This window comes from Lysinibacillus sp. NPDC098008, assembly GCF_044760715.1.
Classification (GTDB): Bacteria; Bacillota; Bacilli; order Bacillales_A; family Planococcaceae; genus Lysinibacillus.
On record NZ_JBIWBA010000013.1, the window covers coordinates 39,660 to 61,638 of the forward strand.

The 21,979-nt window shown below is 37.0% G+C and carries 16 protein-coding genes and 1 pseudogene; 12 read left to right on the forward strand and 5 right to left on the reverse strand.

From position 1 onward, the window contains the following. The coding region (locus tag ACIQVU_RS12230) for a hypothetical protein (RefSeq protein ID WP_402895736.1) at positions 1-197 on the forward strand (197 nt) is incomplete at its 5' end. Here ACIQVU_RS12230 and ACIQVU_RS12235 read toward each other — a convergent pair. After that, complete coding sequence (locus ACIQVU_RS12235; RefSeq protein WP_340804223.1) at positions 151-801, reverse strand: RsfA family transcriptional regulator; 651 nt, start codon at positions 799-801, stop codon at positions 151-153. The two genes, ACIQVU_RS12230 and ACIQVU_RS12235, sit on opposite strands and share 47 nt — an antisense overlap. Before the next feature lie 235 nt (positions 802-1,036). Here ACIQVU_RS12235 and ACIQVU_RS12240 point away from each other — a divergent pair, with 235 nt between their 5' ends. From ACIQVU_RS12240 to ACIQVU_RS12250, 3 genes are all read left to right on the forward strand, one after another. Continuing rightward, on the forward strand, positions 1,037-1,261 hold the full coding sequence (locus ACIQVU_RS12240) for a YuzB family protein (protein WP_004227652.1): 225 nt from the start codon (positions 1,037-1,039) through the stop codon (positions 1,259-1,261). A 211-nt stretch (positions 1,262-1,472) separates the two neighbouring features. After that, entirely contained in the window at positions 1,473-2,774 is a 1,302-nt protein-coding gene (locus ACIQVU_RS12245; protein ID WP_340804224.1) for an HD domain-containing protein, read from the forward strand. 398 nt (positions 2,775-3,172) lie between these two features. After that, positions 3,173-8,638, forward strand: a complete 5,466-nt coding sequence (locus tag ACIQVU_RS12250) for a collagen binding domain-containing protein (RefSeq protein ID WP_402895740.1) — start codon at positions 3,173-3,175, stop codon at positions 8,636-8,638. 35 nt (positions 8,639-8,673) lie between these two features. On the opposite strand, the gene ACIQVU_RS12255 is transcribed toward ACIQVU_RS12250, so the two are convergent. Together ACIQVU_RS12255 and ACIQVU_RS12260 are read right to left on the reverse strand one after the other, a co-directional pair. Further along, positions 8,674-9,339, reverse strand: a complete 666-nt coding sequence (locus ACIQVU_RS12255) for a class A sortase (RefSeq protein ID WP_402895743.1) — start codon at positions 9,337-9,339, stop codon at positions 8,674-8,676. 83 nt (positions 9,340-9,422) lie between these two features. Further along, entirely contained in the window at positions 9,423-9,608 is a 186-nt protein-coding gene (locus tag ACIQVU_RS12260; RefSeq protein WP_340804227.1) for a 2-hydroxymuconate tautomerase, read from the reverse strand. A gap of 144 nt (positions 9,609-9,752) precedes the next feature. On the opposite strand from ACIQVU_RS12260, the gene ACIQVU_RS12265 reads away from it, so the two are divergent. Next, entirely contained in the window at positions 9,753-10,271 is a 519-nt protein-coding gene (locus ACIQVU_RS12265) for a YwhD family protein (protein ID WP_340804228.1), read from the forward strand. A 340-nt stretch (positions 10,272-10,611) separates the two neighbouring features. On the opposite strand, the gene ACIQVU_RS12270 is transcribed toward ACIQVU_RS12265, so the two are convergent. Next, positions 10,612-12,684 (reverse strand): transglycosylase domain-containing protein, encoded by a 2,073-nt coding sequence (locus tag ACIQVU_RS12270; RefSeq protein WP_340804229.1) that lies wholly within the window; start codon positions 12,682-12,684, stop codon positions 10,612-10,614. Between the two features lie 302 nt (positions 12,685-12,986). Here ACIQVU_RS12270 and speB point away from each other — a divergent pair, with 302 nt between their 5' ends. Continuing rightward, complete coding sequence (gene speB, locus ACIQVU_RS12275; RefSeq protein WP_340804230.1) at positions 12,987-13,859, forward strand: agmatinase; 873 nt, start codon at positions 12,987-12,989, stop codon at positions 13,857-13,859. Between the two features lie 87 nt (positions 13,860-13,946). On the opposite strand, the pseudogene ACIQVU_RS12280 reads toward speB, so the two are convergent. Continuing rightward, positions 13,947-15,015, reverse strand: a pseudogene (locus ACIQVU_RS12280) (IS3 family transposase). Positions 15,016-15,545: 530 nt separating this feature from the next. Between ACIQVU_RS12280 and nikA the strand changes: the two are divergent. The 6 genes from nikA to ACIQVU_RS12310 all read left to right on the forward strand — a co-directional run bounded on the left by nikA (position 15,546) and on the right by ACIQVU_RS12310 (position 21,943). Further along, positions 15,546-17,147, forward strand: a complete 1,602-nt coding sequence (nikA, locus tag ACIQVU_RS12285) for a nickel ABC transporter substrate-binding protein (protein ID WP_340804231.1) — start codon at positions 15,546-15,548, stop codon at positions 17,145-17,147. A gap of 105 nt (positions 17,148-17,252) precedes the next feature. Beyond that, on the forward strand, positions 17,253-18,188 hold the full coding sequence (gene opp1B / locus ACIQVU_RS12290) for a nickel/cobalt ABC transporter permease (protein ID WP_340804232.1): 936 nt from the start codon (positions 17,253-17,255) through the stop codon (positions 18,186-18,188). Position 18,189: 1 nt separating this feature from the next. Then, a complete protein-coding gene (gene opp1C / locus ACIQVU_RS12295) occupies positions 18,190-19,017 on the forward strand; it encodes a nickel/cobalt ABC transporter permease (RefSeq protein ID WP_340804233.1) in 828 nt (275 codons plus the stop codon). Further along, positions 19,017-19,823: an ABC transporter ATP-binding protein gene (locus ACIQVU_RS12300; protein ID WP_340804234.1), complete on the forward strand. Its 807-nt coding sequence runs from the start codon at positions 19,017-19,019 to the stop codon at positions 19,821-19,823. Before opp1C ends, ACIQVU_RS12300 begins: the two co-directional genes overlap by 1 nt. Next, positions 19,824-20,633 carry an ABC transporter ATP-binding protein gene (locus ACIQVU_RS12305; RefSeq protein WP_340804235.1) on the forward strand — a complete coding sequence of 270 codons (810 nt, stop codon included), beginning with the start codon at positions 19,824-19,826 and terminating at the stop codon, positions 20,631-20,633. After that, a complete protein-coding gene (locus ACIQVU_RS12310; RefSeq protein WP_340804236.1) occupies positions 20,630-21,943 on the forward strand; it encodes an MATE family efflux transporter in 1,314 nt (437 codons plus the stop codon). Before ACIQVU_RS12305 ends, ACIQVU_RS12310 begins: the two co-directional genes overlap by 4 nt. The last annotated feature ends 36 nt before the right edge of the window (positions 21,944-21,979 follow it).

Genomic DNA, 21,979 nt, shown 5'->3' on the forward strand with positions numbered 1-21,979 from the left:
TGTATTGCTGTCGCTACGTTGCACTACGCTTTCGCAATAAAAAGAGCGAGTATTGCTGTCGCTACGTTGCACTACGCTTTCGCAATAAAAAGAGCGAGTATTGCTGTCGCTACGTTGCACTACGCTTTCGCAATAAAAAGAGCGATGCTGCTAATTTAGCGCATCGCCGTTTTCTTGTTGATAAACTGCATTGCTAGTGACAAGGTTACCGTTTTTCTCCATCTTAAAGACAGGTGCAACTCGTTCTTCCTCTTCATCTAATGTTACAAGTCGTCTAGCACGGTTCATAATTTGTACAAATTGCTCATAATCTTTGCGGATTGCTCGGTTTTCTTCTTCTAGTTTGGCAATGGTTTTCTCTAGTTTTTTATTTTTCTCGGACGTTACATGGACAAGCTGTCGCCATTTTGAAGATTCATTGCCTACTTCACCAGAATGCTGTAAACGTAATAAATAAGCTATTACAATATCAAGTGAAAGCGCAGAAAGAGGAATGGATTTACCCTCTGCAGCACTGCTATTGACTGTAAACATATTTGAAGCGCGACGCCTTGTTGGTGTGCCCAATACTCGCATTCTCTCTTTTCTTTCTTTTTTAGCCTGTGCTAACTGTTCCTCATATTCTTTACGAACAACGGCATTCCAACGAAAACCACATGCTGCAGCGGTACGATTTAATGCATCACCAGCTTCTTCAAAGGCATTTAACTGTGTGCTACCCTCTGTGACATGACGAATTACCGCTTCTGCTAATAATTCATCGTTTTCTTTTAACCAAGCATCTTGTCTTACTTTACTCATCTTAAAATCCTCCCACCTTTATTTGGTACTTGTTTTGTAAGATTAGCATGACCAATCTTTTAACCTTTTATTCATCTATGTAGAAGGAATTATGCTTGAATAGGAGGGGAAAAATACGATACAATACCCGATGTAGGTTTGTGCGTATGCTACATACTTAAATATGTGAAGGTCATACGTTCAATAGAGCGATTTTTGTTTCACCAAATACTATATAGAAAGGGTTGTTGACAAAATGGCAAACGAATTTAAAGTTTGCGATGAATGTCAGGCCGTTAACCTCAAAACGTTAATTCCAAAATTAAAGGAAATCGATCCTGATGCAACCATCGAAATTGGCTGTCATTCTTATTGTGGCCCAGGACGTAAAAAAACATTTACCTTTGTAAATAGCCGACCTGTTGCTGCATTAACAGAAGATGAACTAATGGAAAAGGTTTTAGCAAAATTAAAAAAGTAAGGCAAGCATAAGACTATCTCTATTTGCGGGGGATAGTCTTATATTTTTTCTAGAAGGAAAAATAGGTGTTATATTTATGCTAGTAACATAGAGGAGTTTCTTACTTTTGGCAGAATAGGTTATTAGTATCTATAGAAAAAGCTTAATAAGTATGCTAGTCCTATATTTATCGCATATAATAGAACTATAATAAAACGGGGGTGCTGTACAAATGACACATTATGCAAAAGCTAAATTGCAAGAAGAAAAGGTATTTAAAGACCCTGTTCATCGATATGTGCATGTACGGGATCAAATGATATGGGATTTGGTAGGGACAAGAGAATTTCAACGTTTACGCAGAATTCGTCAGCTTGGCACAACCTTTTTAGTGTTTCATGGAGCAGAGCATAGTCGCTTTAGTCATTCTCTTGGTGTGTATGAAATTGTCCGCCGCATTGTCGATGATATTTTTGTAGGTCGTCCTGATTGGGATGAAGATGAGCGGCTCCTTGTGCTATGTGCAGCCTTACTACATGATTTAGGACATGGGCCATTTTCGCATGCTTTTGAAAATGTCTTTGAGCTTGACCATGAATATTATACAAGGCGAATTTTATTGGGAGATACTGAAGTAAATGCTGTATTAAAAAAAGTGGCGGTTGATTTCCCTGAAAAGGTATCGCAAGTAATTGCAAAAACATATCCAAATAAACAGGTTGTTAGTTTAATTTCAAGTCAGATTGATGCAGATCGTATGGATTACTTGCAACGTGACGCTTATTTTACAGGTGTTAGCTACGGTCACTTTGATATGGAACGAATTTTAAGAGTAATGCGCCCTCGTAAAAACCAAGTTGTTATTAAGGCAACAGGCATGCATGCCGTAGAGGATTATATTATGAGCCGTTATCAAATGTATTTGCAAATTTACTTTCATCCCGTATCACGAAGTGCAGAGGTTATTTTAAATAATATTTTAAAGCGTGTGAAGCAGTTAAGCTTGGCAGGCTATACATTTAAGCATGAACCAACACACTTTCAAGCATTTTTCCGCAATAAGATTACATTGAATGATTATCTTGCATTAGATGAAAGTATTTTATTTACATATTTTCAACTATGGATGCAAGAGGAGGATAGCATTCTTAGCGATTTAAGTCGTCGCTTTGTGAATCGTAAGCTATTTCAGTACATTGATTTAGACCCTGGTGTTGAGCTAGAAAAATATCAAAAGCTACAGGAGCTTTTTAGGCAGGCGGAATTAAATCCAGACTATTACCTTGTGCATGATACAACAGCAGACCTACCCTATGATTTTTATAGACCTGGTGAGGAAGAAGTGCGTGTGCCGATCTTTTTAGAAATGAAAAATGGCGAATTACGTGAGCTATCACGGGAATCGATTATTGTTGATTCCATTTCAGGTCGTATGAAACGTGACCATAAAGTATATTTCCCATTGGATTTTTTAGAGGACGATTCAACACATGCAAATGTGAAACAGCAAATTTTAGCAATACTAGGAAAATAACAGATAAAACCGTAAAGCAGTAAACACGCTCAACAGGAGCGATTGTTTACTGCTTTTTTATATGTAAAGGGAGCAATGAACTGGTGAATACTGGGATGTTTAGAAGTTGTTCAGTACCACTAGTTATAATGAGGTACAAAATCTAAAAGGAGGTGAGGACCATCATTTGATACGAGATAAAAGTCATGAGAGTGTTTTGTTTTATGAGAAAAGTCGTGTGTCTTTAGTCCTTATCACCTTTTGTGAAATGCTAGTTGACTTGTCTTAGCAATAACGACAATTTAACAAAAGCAAAGAGATTCACCTAGATGTTTGTGATATACATTTTGAAGTGGAGAGGGGCATAATTGTCCTTCACACAATAACAGGGATCTCTAAACTTAGTAAAGGAGAGAAATATGAAGAAATTTAATTTAGCAATTATTACATTGCTACTTGTATTTCAAACAGTTTTATCCCCGATTTCAGTGCTTGCAGCAGAGGGTGATCCCGTACTGCCACCAGTAGCATCAACTGAGGGAGATGACGCTAATACAAACGCTGATAATACAGATGAGCCATCTGTAACAGTACCAGAAGAAAATAATCCTACCGATAGTATACCACCGGCTTCACCCGAAGAAGGTAGCACGGATGATGATAATGGATCAGCTTTGCCAGAAGAAAATGGTACTGATGATAATAATAATGAGTCATCTGTCACACCACCACCAACTACATCTGAAGAGGATAACAGCGAAGAAGCATTGTCAGAAGCACCTGAAATAGATGCAAATGGGGAAGAGGATGGAGAAGTTCCAACGGAAGATGTAACAAGCTTAGAAGACCCAGATGCTCCAATGATTACACCATTAAATGTTACACCTACAGATTTAACAGCTAATGCAACGTTAAGTGAATTTGAATTAACGATTAATGGTGAACCTGTCAGACCGCCAGCATTTGATACAGAGCTATCACAAAACCAACAAGCTCAAGGAAAATTTGTATTTGAAGTCGATCTACCAGACGATGTAAAGGCAGGGGATTTTTTCACTTATACATTGTCACCTTCATTAATTGATTTTGATGGTGAATTTAATGGTAATCTACCTGAAACAGCTACTTCTCCAGCATTTGAGTGGAGTACTTCAGGAAATTTAGTAACAGTTACAATAACAGCAGATCCACCTGAGGAAGTTGTAGGTGCTCTTGGTGTTGCATTTATAATGAACTTTACATCAGGATTCAATCTTTCTGGTAATAATGTAGAACAAAATTTAGCGATTCCAAATACTAGTGGTGGAACGGATTATGTGACGCTAACATTCTTACCAACAACAAGTAATGAGTCGATGGTATCGAAAGAGTCAACAGGTGTTTCCATTGATAATGGTGAGCGTTTTATTACTTGGGAAGCATGGGTGAATAGAGCAGGTAAGAACCTTACAGGCGCAACATTACAAGATACACCGGATACAGGTCATGAGATTGTAGCAAACTCTGTGACTGTTGAAACTTATGAAGTAGGCTTAAATGGTGTCATAACACCAGCTACAGGTACACAAGACAATGTAAACTTTGAAGATATCGAATTTAATGGTAAAAATGCCTATAAAATTACGTATCGAACAAAGGTTAACTTACCAATTGCTGATCAAGAAGGTCAAAAAACGTTTGGAAATAATTTGACATTAACTGATCCTACACATAGCGGATCAGACACTGCTACAGCAACAACAACGTATGGTAAGGCATTAGATAAAAATTTAGATACTTCAAAGACAAATAATAATTATATCTCTTCATGGGAGATTCTTTATAACTATAATCAAGCAGCTATTTCACAAGCTGAAGCTTGGATAGAAGATACATTGCCAACAGGTCATGTTATTGATATAGCTACGATTAAGGTATATGAAGTACCAGTAAATGATACTGGTACAGCAACAGGTGCAGGTTCAGAAATTGATGCATCAGAATATAAAGTAAACCCTATTATAAATGGTTTTAAATTAGCATTTAATGATAATATTACAAAAGCCTATCGCGTTACTTATGATGCTAAACTAGTAGATGATTTCTATGTTAATAGTTCATCGCTAACAATGACAAACACAGTTATGAGTGGTACGGCATCACAACCAGAAACTGCGACACATATATTGACAGAGGATATTTTAACAAAATCACGTACAGTGGATACAGATAAAAAAGAAATCACATGGACGATTACTGTAAAAGCCGATAATGAGTCCGCTGATGGAACAGCTATCACAGGTTTAACAATTGAAGACACATTTGTAGAAGGCACATATAATGCGCTACACACATTAGTGGATGCCAATAATGATAGTGTAGCAAATAATGCTGATATTACTGTATCGAATATGACAGGGCAGAATATTACAATTAATACCAATGGCTTTACGTTAACGGGCGGTACAGTGGCAAAAGGTCAAACAGCTACTATTACCTATAAAACAGCTTATGAAATTTTGCCAGATGGTTCAGTTCATGCGCAAGGTTATGGTAATACAGCCGTAGCCAATTGGACGACTGATAAACCATATTCTGTAACAAAATCAGCCCACTATCAACCAGCTAGTAACTCTGTTAATAATGGACGTAAGCAAGGGACATATGATTATATTGAGCAAGTATTCAATTGGAATATCAAGGTGAATATTAATAAACAAAATATTAACAATGCAGTTCTACACGATGTAATTGGTGAAGGGCATGAAATTGTGCCAGGTAGCTTTGTAATAAAGGAATTTACACTAACAAATCCAGATAATGATGAGCTGGGTACTGAAGGTGCAGACTTAGCTTCTGGTTTATACGATTTGGCTATTGCCCCAGACAATAAAAGATTTACGCTTACGTTTGCAAATGATTTAGGAACTGCAAACAATAAAGTATATATTGTGAAATATCAAACAAAGGATTCTGATAATATTATTGGAATTGAATCCACTACGAAGGATGATAAAAGTAAGGCATATACAAATACAGCAACATTTACAACAAATGTAGGTGCACCAAGAGTTTATAATTTACCAGCAACACCTGTTACACCAACTTATACAAATCAATTAATTACAAAGGGTGCACCAAGTGCTAACTCTACTACTGAACGTTTAACATGGACATTAAATGTCAATCGTTCATTATCGACATTAGGTGCTACGACAGTAAGTGATACACCATCAGAAAATCAAATGTTATTAAAAGATACAATTCGAGTAAAAAAATACAATGTCCATGCAGACAATGGTACGTCTGTGCCAGGTGGTGCATGGTCAAATCCAGCCGATTATGGCTTGGCTGTGACATTCCCAGCAACAGGTGGCTTTGAAATTGATTTTGGCGAATTAAATAAAGAAGGTTATCAGATTCAATATCAAACACTTGTGCTTGGTAAACAGGGAGATCCTTTTAGCAACGATGCAAAAATTAACTTTGGCTTTGCAACTGCTAACAACCAAGAAAAAGAAGCAAAGTATAGTAATAACTTTAGCTTCAGTGCTTCGGATGCGGATTTTTCATTAACAAAAGGAACTTTGAAATTTAATAAAGTGGGCTTACATCCACTAACAGGTATTAAAAGATCTTTAGCAGATGTAGAATTTGAATTAGTTAAAGTAGTAAGAGGAACAGACTATATTGTGGCTACGGCAACATCTAATGCAGACGGCAATATTACGTTTGAAGATGTTAACTATGCAAACTATACTGTAAGAGAAAAAGCTGCACCAGTAGGTTATGATTTAATGGATAACTATCCAATTAGATTAGATGTAACAACTGATACAGACTTAGCTCCTAATGCTTCAAAGGTTATTGAGCTTATCAACTATGAGCAAGTTGATACAACAAATGCATGTGATAGATTCACATTAACAGTGAGAGATATTGATGGCAATTTAATCACTGGTGAGCAAATCACATTAGTAAATAGTAATGAGATTGAGTTTGATGTTGGTAGCACAGACGGCTCAGGGCAAATTACAACAATTAAACGTCCAGGTGTAAGCGGCTTAGGTACAGAGGTTCCAGCAGGCACATATACAGTGATGGATGAAAATAGCAATATACTAGGCACTATTGCTGTTAAATATAATCAAGGTGAGTGTCAGGATGAAGTTCAACCAGCAAATGCATGTGATGTATTTACAATTACGGTGAAGGATGAGGATGGTCAGCCACGTCAAAATGTAACAGTTACTCTAAAAAATACAAACAATGAAGAGGTTGTTACAAGAGCAACAAATCAAAATGGTCAATTTACTGTACCGTCTACAACACCAGCAGGTACGTATAAATTATATGAAGGCACACAATATTTAGGTGATGTAAATATTACGTACCAAAATGGTAATTGCCAAGATGAAGTAATACAAGCGCCAAAATGCGAAATTTTTGAACTAACTATCAGAGATGTTGATGGGGAGTTAGTAGCTGATAATACCGAAGTAACAATTAAAGACGAAAATGGTCAAGTAATCGCTACTGAAAGAACAGTAGATGGTAAAGTAGAGCTACAAGATTTAGAACCGGGCACTTACACAGTTGAAGATGAAAATGGCGTGGAAATTGGTGAATTCTCAAGCAATATTAATTGTCGAGGTGAGGTTCAACAAAAGCCAGCATGTCCACAGTTTACTGTAGAGTTAAAAGATGATAACGATGTATTAGTGCCAGCTAGTCAAAGCGTAGTGATTAAGGATAAATTAGGCAACACTATTCCAACAACAATAGATGCGGATGGACGTATCACATTTGTTTCGGAAGATGTGCCAGCAGGTATGTATGATGTATATGATAATAAAGTTTATTTAGGTGAGATTGAAGTATCTTATAAACAAACTTGTCAAACAAAGTTACAAATTGCGCCGGCATGTCCAGAATTCACATTAACAATTAACAATGCATATGGTCAGCCACGTGCAGGTGTGAAAGTTACAATAACAGGTGAAGATGGGGTAGATGTAGAGGAGAATGGTTCAACAGAATTTACAACAAATAGCCAAGGACAAATTGTTATTAGCAATTCAATTATCAAACCAGGCAAGTATGTTGTAAAAGAGAATGGTCAAACAATTATCGGGACAATTACAGTGGGTAATACATGTGAGGCTATAATTCAGCCACCACGACCAGTTACACCGCCAAATCCAGATAATCCAACACCAGATCCAGAACCGGGTACCCCGGGTCCGAATAACCCAGATCCAAATAATCCAAAACCAAATGAACCGGGTCCGAATAACCCAGATCCAAATAGTCCAGAACCAAATGAACCGGGTCCGAATAACCCAGATCCAAATAATCCAAAACCAAATGAGCCGGGTCCGAATAACCCAGATCCAAATAATCCAGAACCAAATGAGCCGGTAGACCCAAATAACCCGGATCCAAACAATCCAGAACCAAATGAGCCAGTGGATCCGAACAATCCAAATCCAAATGAATCGGTGAACCCAAACAATCCAGATCCAAGTAATCCAGCGAATCCAACACCAAGACCAAACAATCCATCAGCTTCTGGTAATGGGGATGTAACGGTACAGGATGTTATTAGTCAAGGACAACAATTACCAGCCTTTGATCCATCAAATGCAACAAACCAAGCATTAAAGGCTTACCAAGATTTCCTTAATAATTATAATAAGCTATCAAAAGAAGATCAGGCTAAAGTAGCTCAAGCTATTGATATTAATAAAATCAAAGCGGATGCAGAACGTTTAGAATCACTGTTAAGATCGAAAGGTAAATTACCACAAACAGATGAGGCTAATCAAACAGCTCTTGTAGTTGTTGGCTTACTTCTTGTTATTGGTGCGGTATTGTTAATGCGTCGCCGTCAAACAAAAGCATAAATTATAAAAAGCGCCTCCAATTTGGATGGCGCTTTTTATTTAGACTGAAGGATATCCTGTGCATTTTCTATAGGATAGCTTTGCACAAAGTCAGCTTGTATAGCTAGTCGCTTCGTTCCTTTCTCTGCACAAGTAATCAATGTTAGTATTGTTTGATCGGGAATATCATCAATAATATAAATATCTGTTGCGGCAATCACTTTTTTTGTAGCTAATTTATACTCATAAATATCTGTCATATCCGTTACATAAATGATATCGCCAACCTGTGCTTCATAGAGAGGGCTAAATAAAATATCCCTATTCTCAAAATAATGACCTGCTAGCGCATAGTTTCCTTGCCCAAGCTGCTGGTCAGGCTTCATTGTACCAGCTCCAGCGGCAAGTACAGCGTTGCCAACACCCTTTAAAATAGGAAGCTGCATCTCCACACTTGGTACGATAATACTGCCTATCACAGGCATTTTGCTAGCCTTTACCTGCGCTTGGAGCACTTCTGCAATGGAGAGTGATTGTACATCGTCAAACTCAAAATCCGCATGTGCTTGATTGTTTTTTTCAATAGCTGCTGCGCTATAATCGGTTGTATTTAATCGACCACTTAAATGGTCAATAATTGCGTTTTGGATGGGATTAATAAAAATAAGTAATACACCAATAATCAGTATTAAAATAAGTAAGATTCGTTTAAAGTGCTTCAATCTATCTATCACATCCTGACATTGAAATAACAAATTGTCCTATAAAAATGGGTAGAGTGCTATTGGCTCTACCCATGCTGCTATTATTTATCGCTAAAGCGAACACCTGCAACGCCGTAATGGTTTTTAGACATTTCCTCGATAAAAACGACGATATTTTCTTCAGGTGCATTGGCTGTACGGGAAACGGCTTCTGTTACTTCTTTTACAAGTGCACGTTTTTGCTCCTCTGTGCGACCTTCAAGCATTTTCACAGTTACATATGGCATAATATTGCCTCCTTTATAGAATAATGTTGTATAGTTAGTTTATAAGAAAGTATAAACTTCTTACTTGCAACTAGGCATTTGCGCTATAGCTTGTTAGCGGCAAGATGCTTTCCTTTATAATAGCAGAATGGAGGATATTTAAGTATGACAAATGAAGAAAAACCAAAACAAAAAATGGGCTTTACCATTATTAAAAATGATCCAACAGATGGACATAAGGGGTTTGGTATTGGCTCTCTTTCATTAGAGAATGTATCACCAGTAATTATTGATGTAGAGGAAGGAACAGCCTCTGTTGAAATTGGAGCAATGCATGCACGGAGTGATGTTGAACGCGGCATTAAATTTACAACGGATCGTGCTGATTCAGAGGGTGGTAAACCCTATTGGCTCGTATGGGTCACAATCGACCATAAAGCGGATGGACCATACTATGCGGGTGTAACAGCTTGTGAAATGGTTGTGAATCGTGAGAAACGCCGTGGCTATAAAATTTTAGCTGACCATGTCAATAAAATGGATAAATCCATGAAACGTCATATTATCGTAGAACATATGGATGCATCGTCTAAAAAAGTGTTAGCTAATTTCTTAAAGGAGCTTAATCCTGAGCTATGGGAGCGCAGTGTAGAGCAATTACGTCAAGACTTATTTGTCGAATAGTGACCTAATGATTGAACAATCTGTGACATTTTGCGATCGCTTTCGATATTAGGTTGAAAGTGGGTTTGAAACAAAGTACACTTGAGGCAGAGCTTACATTTTAGTAAGCTAGGACACTTGGTATTGCGAATGTGATGAGCGCTATGCGGCATTTGAACAACCCAAACCCAAGCCAAATGCCCCATGATGCTCATACTTCGCGTACCATAAAAAAGAAAGGCTTTCTGTTCCCACGGACAAGTTTCCGGGGAAGAGAAAGCTTTTCTTATTTTTTGTCTATTGTTACTTTGTCGAGAGTTTTCATCATATAGAACGTGTGACGATAAAAAAGGTTTCCCTATTATTGCTTATTTTTTTCATCGTCTTTAAAAAGTGAAAACGGCAGCATATTCCAAAACTCACCCCATGTATTGCTATCAAGAATATCAAAGTTTGTACATTTTTCAGTTGGTACATCCTTTTCCTCTACATAGATAAGACGCTGTTTAGGGCAGGCATCTGTTGCAAGTTTACCCGTTTCAATATCAATGACAACACCTTTTACACCTTTAGGCTTTTTAAAGTCTTCATTTTTAATGCCTTTGTTCACAGTTTCCATAAAGTCAATCCATATTTGCTTTGTTGCAGCCGAGTCCTCTTTGGCTGTTAGGTTTTTGCCTTGATCATAGCCATTCCATACCCCGGCAGTTAGCCGTGGTGTATAACCGATTAGCCATTGATCACTATTCGTAGAGCCAGATTTAGCTGCGTATGTGTGTGTCATACGCGAGCGAATACTAATGCCTGTAGCAGGTGAGTAATCACTGAAAACAGGATCGAAAATACCTGTCATCATTTCTGTTAAAATAAAGGCATTTTCTTTAGAAATAGCTGTTTCTGGCTTTTGCGTCACCTCTTTATTTTCATAAATTGTATCACCTTGGGCGTTTTGAATGGATACAATGGTTGTTGGAATTGTTTGCTGCCCCTGTGACGCCAAAATATTATAAGCATTTGTCATTTCATATAATGTTGTTTCGACTGTTCCTAATGCAATGGATAAATTATCCTTTGCACCAATGCCTACACTAAAGCGATTAGCCATATTATGAAATTCCTTAAAGCCAATATCCTCTAATGTTTTCACTGCATAAATATTATCAGAAATCGCAATTGCCTGTGCCATAGACATATCATGATCTGCAAACTGTCCATTAACGTTTTTAGGCGCATACGTTCCTCGACCATTATCATACGTAAAGGTTGTTTCACCAACATCTAAAAACGTCAGCGGAGTATAGCCATTTTCTAAAGCTGCTGCATATAAAATTGGCTTAATGGTAGAGCCCGGCTGTCGTTTTGCTTGTGTAACGCGGTTAAAGGAGCTGACAGCATAATCACGGCCTCCAACTAAAGCAGTAACAGCGCCTGTTTTAGCTTCCATACTAACAAATGCTGTTTGTAAATCATTTGCAGGCATATTTTTAGCAATTGCTTCTTCCGCTGCTTTTTGATGTGCTACATTTAGTGTTGTTTGGATTGTCCAACCACCCTCACTAATATCAAGGTTTTTGGATTTTAAAATTTCACTAGCCTCTTGCCAAGCCACATCAAGGAAGTAAGGAGCAACTGACTTTGTTGCCACCCAGCTATCATTTTTCAAGACAAGCTGTTCATTTTTTGCACGTGCTTGCTCTTCCTGTGTAATGGCACCTTGGTCAGCCATTAGCTTTAAAATAACATGCTGGCGGTTTGTCGCCTTCTCCAAATTAGCGATCGGTGAATAAATGCTTGGCCCTTTTGGTATTCCTGTAAGCATTGCTGCCTCGGCAAGTGTTAAATCACTCGCTGACTTTCCAAAGAAGAAGCGACTAGCTGCCTCTACACCGTACATGCCATGACCATAATAGACAGTATTTAAATAGCCCTCTAATATTTCATCCTTATCATAAAAAACTTCTAATCTATAAGCATAGAGCGCCTCATTTAATTTACGTGTCCATGATTTTTCATGGGAAAGATATAGGTTTCGTGCATATTGCTGGGTGATTGTACTTGCTCCTTGTACTTTGCTTCCAGCCTTAATATCCACTAAAATAGCACCAGCAATACGTGAATAATCAAAGCCATTATGCTTATAAAAATCTTTATCCTCTACAGCAACGACTGCTTCTTTTAAATAGGGGGACATCTCATCAAGACTCACCCAATAACGTCGCTGGTTTGTAAAGTGATCTCCGATTTGGTTCTCATTTTCATCTAAAAAAATGGAGGCTTTCGGTACGGTTAAAGGCGGTGCACCAGCCACTTGAACATAGATGCGTAGTGCGATAATGGCTACAACAATGGCAGATGTAAAGGCAACAAAAAAAGTAAGGGTTTTACGTGTGCGCTTTACACGCTTTTGTTTGCGATGATAGCTTTTTCGTTTCATCCGACTTCACCTCGTTTTCTTACAGCTTCGAACTTAGCGTTAGTATGTGTCTGAATATTTATCTTTAATCGAAATTTTGGCTAAAAACTATTGCACTTTATACAAAAACATCTATACTTTTTTTGTACTACTTGAAATACTAGCATTCGACATCAACATCACACTTTGTTGATTTTAATCGAATTTTGCCAGATGTTCCAATAATGTATACGAGGATAGAAGGATACAGGTTTCATTACAATCCTGTAAGCTATAATAGAAGAGCTAACGAACATGATGTTAAATATAATGGAGGCACAGCAATGAGATTTGATGAAGCATATTCAGGGAATGTTTTTATAAAAAGTCATCCTACCTATGAGGATGCACAGGCAGTTATTTATGGCATGCCAATGGATTGGACAGTAAGCTATCGTCCGGGGTCACGTTTCGGTCCACAGCGTATTCGTGAGGTATCAATTGGCCTTGAGGAATACAGTCCGTATCTAGATCGTGAGCTGGAGGAAGTAAAGTATTTTGATGCAGGTGATATTCCGCTACCATTTGGCAATGCACAACGTTCATTGGATGAAATTGAAAAATTTATTGAAAAATTATTAGCAGATGGCAAAATTCCTGTTGGTATGGGCGGAGAGCATTTAGTGTCGTGGCCTGTTATGAAGGCTGTTTCCGCTAAATATGATGATTTAGCCATTATTCATTTTGATGCACATACAGATTTACGTGTGGAATATGAGGGTGAGCCACTTTCGCATTCAACGCCAATTCGTAAAATTGCTGAGCATATTGGACCAAAAAATGTCTATTCATTCGGTATTCGCTCAGGTATGAGGGAAGAATTTGAATGGGCGAAGGAAAACGGCATGCATATTTCAAAATTCGAAGTGCTAGAGCCATTAAAAGAGGTACTACCATCATTAGCTGGACGCAATGTGTATGTAACAATTGATATTGATGTACTAGACCCAGCTCATGCACCAGGCACGGGTACAGTAGATTGTGGTGGTATTACATCGAAAGAATTACTAGCTTCAATTCATGCCATTGCAGCAAGCGGCGTCAACGTTGTAGGCTTTGACCTAGTAGAAGTAGCACCAATCTATGACTCATCCGAAATGACAGCGAATACGGCTTCAAAATTGTTACGAGAAATGATATTAGGCTGGGTAAAATAAAGGGAGAAGTTAATTAAGTATGAACCATTATCAAAACACCATTCAGTAGGGTACTGACCATCATTTTTGAAACATTATGAAAACACCTTACCTTGCAGCTAGTTGCCGGTATTTTACCGGCGACTGGCTGTTTAGTTTCGTTTGAATACAGATATTGTTATAATAGTTTATATAGTTTTCGACGATTTGAATCACATGCGCATTCGTTGTGTGATAGATTTTGTCGAGATAGAACGTTTCCGACTTTAGCGAGGAGTAGAACGTTTCAATTGGGGAAGTATCAGCGGGCGTACCTTTACAGGACATACTCATGATAATATCTTTTTCTTTTACTGCTTTTTGATAGGCATATGACGTATATACAGAGCCTTGATCACTATGCAACATACACCTTCTGGTAATGTAGGCAATTGATTTAAAGTATCTAAGACAAACTCAGTATCCTGAGGAAATCCAATTGTTTGTGCGACTATCTTGCCATTAAAGATATCTAGAATACTTGAAAGATACATCATTGTTTGTCCAAAAGGCAAGTAGGTAATATCTGTAACTAGTTTTTCGAGTAGTGCCTCTGCAGTAAAGTCACGATTTAATAAATTTGGTGCAATATAAGCTGGTTGACCAGTACGCTTACGTTTTTTCATTTTTACTCGACACTGCCAACCATATTTTTGCATTATTTTTTGCACTGTATTTTTACTAATCGCTTCTCCATAAATACTCATGATTTTCCGGTAGCCCTATCGAAATTTATGGAGGATACAAAGTTCACCAATTTTCTTATCTCGTATTTCTTTCTGTGTTTCAACGTTATTATTCTTTTTCCAACGGTAATAACATGATCTACCTACACCCAAATGTTCACAGATTTCAATGATTGTCATGTATTCTTTTAGTTCATCAAATATCGATTTTCTGCTTTTAATTTAGCCGTTTCATTTTCATATTCTGGTCCCTTGCCATAAGTATATTGTTTTCCAACCGGCTGTTCAAAATGATGCTGTTCACCCTTTCGATACTACTTCATCCATGTTTTCAGTTGTGAATGATTTCGAATATTTAATTCTTCTAATACTTGTTTGACAGACACTCCTGCTAATCTCATTTCAATTGCTTTTCTCTTAATCTCTACTGGATAACTAACTCTTGTTCCCATAGAAAAAACACCTCCACGTTGATTTAAGGGTTTAATACCCGTTTTTCAATATAAGGTGTTTTTATTTGTCTCAGTTTATTAGGTCAGTGCGGTTTTTTCTTTGGTCAATAAAACATGTAGGAGTCATTAGGATTTTACTACTCTTTTAGAGAATAATTTTTATTATCTTAAATAATTAATAATAATTTTCATTATCGTTTATAAGCTTACAAGGTGGAAATTTTAGTAACCAAATGAAATTATCTATAATAGCTTTATTTAGATTACATATAGAGAAGGTATATTTAGATTTAGTCTATCAAAAAGTACTTGTTTTAGAAGAAATAATTAGTTAATTATGTGTGAAATAGGTTGTTAGATGGATGTAGTAGATGGATGAAGTAGATGGATGAATCATTGTTTAATGATATAGTTATTTATTTATATTTGAATAATATTTTTTGTAAAATGGGAGCACTCAAAAAATTATTATTGATATACCATTTATAATATCATAGAATGATAATCATTATCGGTTAGGGGGAGTTTGTATGAAAAAGCTATATTCGTTTACCCTTATACTTATTATGGCATTGCTACTAGTAGGATGTACAGGGGATAAGGATAAGCAAGACTCGAGCAAAGGTAATACTAATAAAAGTTCCAAGGATCAATTAGTTTTTGCTAATTTTCGAGATATTCGAGATTTGAATCCACATTTATATGCTGGTGAGCTATTTGCACAAGGAATGCTCTATGAGTCATTAGTGAAAGTGACAGATAAGGGAATAGAGCCTTGGCTAGCCAAGGATTGGGAGATTAGTGAGGATGGCAAGGAGTATACATTTTTCTTACGAGATGATGTGAAGTTTCATGATGGTGAAAAATTTAATGCAAATGCTGCAAAAGCAAACTTCGATGCTATTTTAGATAATATTGAAAGACATGGCTGGCTGGAATTAGTCCGATTAATGGAAAGCGTTGAGGCAGTGGATGAATATACCTTGAAAGTTAAGATGACTGAGCCATATTTTCCAATGTTAACGGAGCTAGCTGTAACAAGACCATTCCGTTTTATTTCACCGAATGCAATGATTGATGGAAAGACAAAAGATGGTGTCAAAGAATACATAGGAACAGGTCCTTATGCTTTAACAGACCATAAAAAAGATGAAAGTGCCACATTTACATATTTTGAGGACTACTGGGGTGAGGCACCTGCTATTAAAACTGTGATTGCTAAGGTTATACCAGATAATCAGGCTAGAGTATTAGCGCTACAAAAAGGTGAAATTGATTTAATTTACGGTAAAAATTTAATTGATGCAGAATCCTTTGAATCATTAGTAGCAGGAGGCAAATTTGATTCATTGCTGTCAGACCCTATATCGTCTCGCATCATTCTTTTAAATACAACGAATGAAATTTTAAATGATGTTAATGTAAGAAAGGCTTTACAGCATGCGGTAGATAAAGTGGCTATTTCTGAAGGTATTTTTAATGGCAGTGAAGCGCCAGCAGACACACTGCTAGCAGAGACAGTTCCTTATGCAAATATTGGACTAAAACCTTATAAATATGATGTGGAAACAACAGAGAAATTATTAGATGAGGCAGGCTGGAAGATGGATAAGGCTGCTAACGTGCGTAAAAAAGATGGCAAAGAGCTAACATTGAATCTGTACTACAATAGCGACACAGCTTCTGAAAAAACAATTAGTGAATATTTGCAAAGTGAGTTTGGAAAATTAGGTGTTGCATTGAAAATAGCAGGAGAGGAGGAGCAGTCCTATAGAGATCGTCAAAAAGCTGGTGATTTTGATATTATTTTTGATATTTCTTGGGGCACGCCTTATGACCCTCAATCATTTATTTCTGCTATGAAGCTTCCTGTATATGGCGATTACTATGCACAGCAAGGCTTACCAAACAAAGCGGAATTAGATCAAAATATTGCAGATGTTTTAATTTCTACGGATGAGCAAGCAAGACAAGAGTTATTTACAAAAATTTTAACAACATTACATGACGAAGCTGTTTATATTCCATTAACATATGAACGAAATCGAGCTGTTTTTGTGGATGGCTTAAAAAATGTGACGTTCAATCCTTCACAATTTGAAATACCATTTGAAAAAATGAGCTTTGAATAAGATGAATAATTAATTTGTGGCTGAAGCTTGTTTATGAACATGTAATAGACAAGCGCCAGCCACTTTTATCTTGGGAAAGACAAACTTCACTAGGAGGGTGACGATGTGAAAGAATATATTTTGAAAAGACTTATGCTGGCAATCCCTACTATACTGCTTGTAACATTTTTAGCATTTGTGTTAGTAGAATTAGTGCCTTCTGATCCAGCAGAGGTTGCTTTAAGGGTTAATGGTGCGGTAGCGACAGAAGAAGCAGTAGAGTTAACTCGTATAGAATTGGGCTTGGATAAACCGTTAATTACCCGTTATATTGATTGGTTAACAGCAAGTCTACATCTCGATTTTGGTACTTCCTTTGTTAGTAAGCATCCCGTATTAGAGGAAATAACACAGGCATTGCCAGCCACCTTACAATTAGCCGCTGCCACATTGCTTGCCATTGTTGTGGTAAGTGTACCGTTAGGCGTTATTTGTGCTGTTTGGAAAGATAGCTGGTTCGATAAAATTGTACGAGTGTTTATATTTATTGTGACAGCTATGCCAAACTATTGGGTTGGGCTACTGCTAATTGCGTTTTTAGCGGTTCAATTAGATTTATTTCCAACAGGCGGAAGAGGGACAATCCAGCATTTAATTTTACCAACGATTACACTGTCGCTTACATATATTTCTACATATGTTCGTTTAATTCGCAATAGCATGCTAGATAATATGAAGGAAACATATGTTTTATATGCTAGGGCAAAAGGATTAGTAGAAAAAAGCATTGTATTTAAGCATGTTTTATTAAATTCATTACAGTCTACGATTACTTCTTTTGGCATGAGTGTGGCAAAGCTAATTGCAGGGGCGTTTGTAGTAGAAACGATTTTTTCATGGCCTGGCATAGGGATGCTTTGTGTATCAGCTATTTTTAATAGAGATTATCCGATTATTCAGGCTTATATTTTAATGATGGCTATTATCTTTGTGGTCTTTAATTTACTTGTGGATATTGTCAATTATGCGCTTGATCCTAGATTGAGAAAGGAATTGAATTAGTATGGTGGCAGGATGGAGGAAGCTACAAAAAGATAAAATAGCATTTATTAGCGTTTTACTTCTTATCGCTATTTTTCTATTAGGCATTTTTGCGCCGTTGATTGCGCCAAATGATCCTAATTTAGCAAATATCGCGATGAAGTATAAAGGCATATCAAAGACATACTGGTTAGGGACAGATCAGCTAGGTCGCTGTGTTTTTTCAAGATTATTGTATGGTATTCGAACAACAGTATTTTTAGCAATGCTAACAATGATTGTGACAATGACGATTGGGATTACGTTTGGCTTACTGGCAGGTTATTTGAAAGGTCATATTGATAATTTCCTTATGAGGGTTTGTGATGTTTTATTATCATTCCCTAGTGAAGTTATGATATTGGCAATTGTCGGTTTATTAGGCCCAGGAATGTTTAATATTATTTTAGCTAGTGTATTGGTAAAATGGGCATGGTATACAAGAATGATTCGAGGAATTGTCTATAAATCTAGTAATCAAAATTATATTTTATATTCACAAACAATTGGTATGCCGAAGCTATTTATTTTAAGAAAGCATGTTTTACCTGTGTCGCTCTCTCAAATTCTTGTGCTAGCATCATTAGATACTGGCTGGGTTATTATTAGTATTTCGGCACTATCATTTTTAGGTTTAGGTGTACAGGCACCAACAGCCGAATGGGGAGCAATGCTTAGTGAGGCAAGAACAGTGATGATGACACATCCAGAGCAAATGATTGTACCGGGCATAGCACTATTATTAGTGGTAGCTGCATTTAATTATTTAGGCGATAGCATGCGTGATGTGCTAGATAAAAAGGAGGCTTGATGATGAACCCACTATTACAAGTAGACGCATTAACGATCAAGCTAAAAGAGCAATACTTAGTGCAAAATGTACATTTTGATTTGCATCAGCACCAATGCTTAGGGATTGTTGGAGAAAGCGGAAGTGGCAAAAGTATAACGTGTAAGGCGATTATGGGACTGCTTCCTCAAAACTTTACAACTGATGGGCAAATATGGTGGGACAATAAAAACTTATTAGAGGCTAGCCCATCTGAAATAAGAGCACTCCGTGGCAATGATATTTCAATGATTTTGCAAAATCCGATGACCGCCTTTAATCCAATTTTTACAATCGGCAATCAAATGCAGGAAATGATACGAGCGCATTTACAGGTGAGCAAAGGGGAAGCACTTGAGATGGCATGTGCGGCGCTTTCTAAAATGCTCTTAAAGCAGCCTGAGGTCATTCTAAAAAAATATCCACATGAATTAAGTGGTGGTATGCTACAGCGTATTATGATTGCCAATGCATTGGTCTTAAATCCATCGTTAATTATTGCTGATGAGCCAACAACAGCTTTAGATGCAGTGACACAAAAAGAAGTTATGTACGAACTGCAACAGTTACAGCAAGAATTGGATAGCTCAATGATTATTATATCCCATGATTTAGCTGTTGTTGCGAATTTAGCACAGGATGTACTTGTGATGAATCATGGGCAACAAGTAGAGCATGGCTCCGTCGAACAAATATTTGCAAACCCAAAGGATGACTATACACGATATTTGCTTAATACAAAGCTAGCTATGCTAAAAAAATATGAATCTGTGTTAGGAGGAATTTGATTGTTAGTTAAGGTGGAAAACGTTCAGAAAAAGTATGTAATCAAGGAAAAAACGATTTTTCGAAAAAAATACCATCATATTATCAATGGTGTTTCTCTCTATTTAAATCAAGGTGAATGCTTAGGAATTATCGGCGAAAGCGGCAGTGGGAAAAGCACGCTAAGCAGAATGATTTTAGGGATAGAGAAGCCCAATGAAGGAAACATATTAATGGATGGTCATAATTTTTGGGAGGTATCAAGCGCCCAAAGAAAAGCTTTAAAGAGAGAAATTAGTATTGTTTTTCAGGATTATACATCCTCAGTAAATCCGAACTTTACTGTAAAGGAAATTATCGCAGAGCCTTTATTTTTATTAAAAAATGTAGCAGAGAAAGAAAAAAGTTCTAGAATTACAGAGCTGCTTTATAAGGTGGAATTAGATGATAGCTTCTTGGAGCGTTATCCACACGAATTAAGCGGTGGTCAGCTACAAAGAGTCTGTATTGCAAGAGCCATTGCTACTAAACCGAAGCTTGTTGTATTAGATGAAGCGATATCCTCCTTAGACGTATCCATCCAATTAAAAATTTTAGATTTACTCATTAAATTAAAGGAAGAGGAGCAATTATCATATATTTTCATTACACATGACCTTATGACCCTTACATATATTTGTGATCGTGTCTGCTTTTTAAAAGATGGACGCATCGTAGAGCAGGTTCAATCATTAGACCAATTAACCAATGTAAGCCACCCCTATGCACAGGGCTTATTAAATGCAGTATTACATATCGAGCAATTTAACGCGAATAAGGAAGTTATAGGATGATTACATCGAAGAAATATATACTGGTTGCGATTCCATTAATTTTATCAACAATTACGACGCCTTTGTTAGGAATGGTCGATACGATGGTTATAGGACATTTATCGAATGCTTCGTTCATTGGTGGAATTGCCATCAGCGTGATGATTTTTAATACACTCTATTGGTTATTTGGTTTTTTGCGTGTAAGTACGACAGGGCTTGTTGCGCAAGCATTTGGACGTAATAATGCATATGAATCCAAGCTGGCGTTTTTTAGGCCACTTCTTGTCGCAATTGTAATTGGGGTTGTCTTTGTACTTGCACAGCAAATTATTTTGTCTGCTGCCTACTTTATTATGAAGCCAGAGCAAAGCGTCTGGATGTTTGCCAAGCAATACTTTTCTATTCGTATTTGGGGTGCACCTTTTGCATTAGCAATGTATGTAATTGTTGGCTGGCTAATTGGCGCAAGCAAAGTAAAAATAACGCTATTCCTTCAATTATATATGAATGTCTTAAATATTATTTTATGTATCGTTTTTGTGATGGTGTTAGGCTGGGAGGTAAAAGGCGTTGCCCTTGCGACTGTAATTGCTGAAATTTCCGCTCCTATTTTAGGAATTTTTCTAGTAAGGTCGCAACAATTCCTAGCTGACTGGCATAAAGTGCGAAAAGAACTATTTGATATAAAGATGCTAAAAGTGATGTGGGCAATGAATAGAGACTTTTTTATTCGTACGATTTGTCTGCTTACAGCACATACAATCTTTACAGCTATAGGGTCATCCATGAGTGTTGAAGTATTAGCGGCAAATACGATTTTATTTCAGCTCCATTTTGTCTTTGCCTATTTTTTTGATGGTCTTGCCAATGCCTCCAGTATATTTATGGGCAATGCAGTTGGCGCAAAAAATGAAATGCTCTATAAAAAAACTCTTCACCTTTCATTTTGGTGGTCCTTTGTTTTTGCGCTATTAATGTCTGCTACATTTTATGTATTAGGTCCATGGATGCTAGCTAAATTCACTAATATTCAGGAAGTATATCAACTAACATTGGATTATTATATATGGCTGACTCTTTTCCCAATTTGCGGCTTTTGGGCGTTAATGTTGGGCGGCATTTTTTCAGGCGCAACGTTAATTAAACCGATAAGAGATTCGCATATTTGGTCATTAGTATCCTATTTTATCGTTCTCGTGATTTGTATTCCTTTATGGTCTAATCATGGGCTATGGCTAGCTTTTATTGTTTTCAATTTAGGCAGAAGTGTATTTTTAGCGATGTACCAGTATAAAATTAATCATCTATTCCGTGCGGATCATCCATAAATGTATGTCTTATTCGCTTCTAGCTGCTTGACTTCA

Coding starts and splice junctions, on each gene's coding strand:
- ACIQVU_RS12310 (WP_340804236.1), top strand. CDS start 20,630: ATGATTACATCGAAGAAATATATACTGGTTGCGATTCCATTAATTTTA.
- ACIQVU_RS12250 (WP_402895740.1), top strand. CDS start 3,173: ATGAAGAAATTTAATTTAGCAATTATTACATTGCTACTTGTATTTCAA.
- opp1C (WP_340804233.1), top strand. CDS start 18,190: ATGGTGGCAGGATGGAGGAAGCTACAAAAAGATAAAATAGCATTTATT.
- ACIQVU_RS12240 (WP_004227652.1), top strand. CDS start 1,037: ATGGCAAACGAATTTAAAGTTTGCGATGAATGTCAGGCCGTTAACCTC.
- ACIQVU_RS12235 (WP_340804223.1), bottom strand. CDS start 801: ATGAGTAAAGTAAGACAAGATGCTTGGTTAAAAGAAAACGATGAATTA.
- nikA (WP_340804231.1), top strand. CDS start 15,546: ATGAAAAAGCTATATTCGTTTACCCTTATACTTATTATGGCATTGCTA.
- speB (WP_340804230.1), top strand. CDS start 12,987: ATGAGATTTGATGAAGCATATTCAGGGAATGTTTTTATAAAAAGTCAT.
- ACIQVU_RS12260 (WP_340804227.1), bottom strand. CDS start 9,608: ATGCCATATGTAACTGTGAAAATGCTTGAAGGTCGCACAGAGGAGCAA.
- ACIQVU_RS12245 (WP_340804224.1), top strand. CDS start 1,473: ATGACACATTATGCAAAAGCTAAATTGCAAGAAGAAAAGGTATTTAAA.
- ACIQVU_RS12270 (WP_340804229.1), bottom strand. CDS start 12,684: ATGAAACGAAAAAGCTATCATCGCAAACAAAAGCGTGTAAAGCGCACA.
- ACIQVU_RS12300 (WP_340804234.1), top strand. CDS start 19,017: ATGATGAACCCACTATTACAAGTAGACGCATTAACGATCAAGCTAAAA.
- ACIQVU_RS12265 (WP_340804228.1), top strand. CDS start 9,753: ATGACAAATGAAGAAAAACCAAAACAAAAAATGGGCTTTACCATTATT.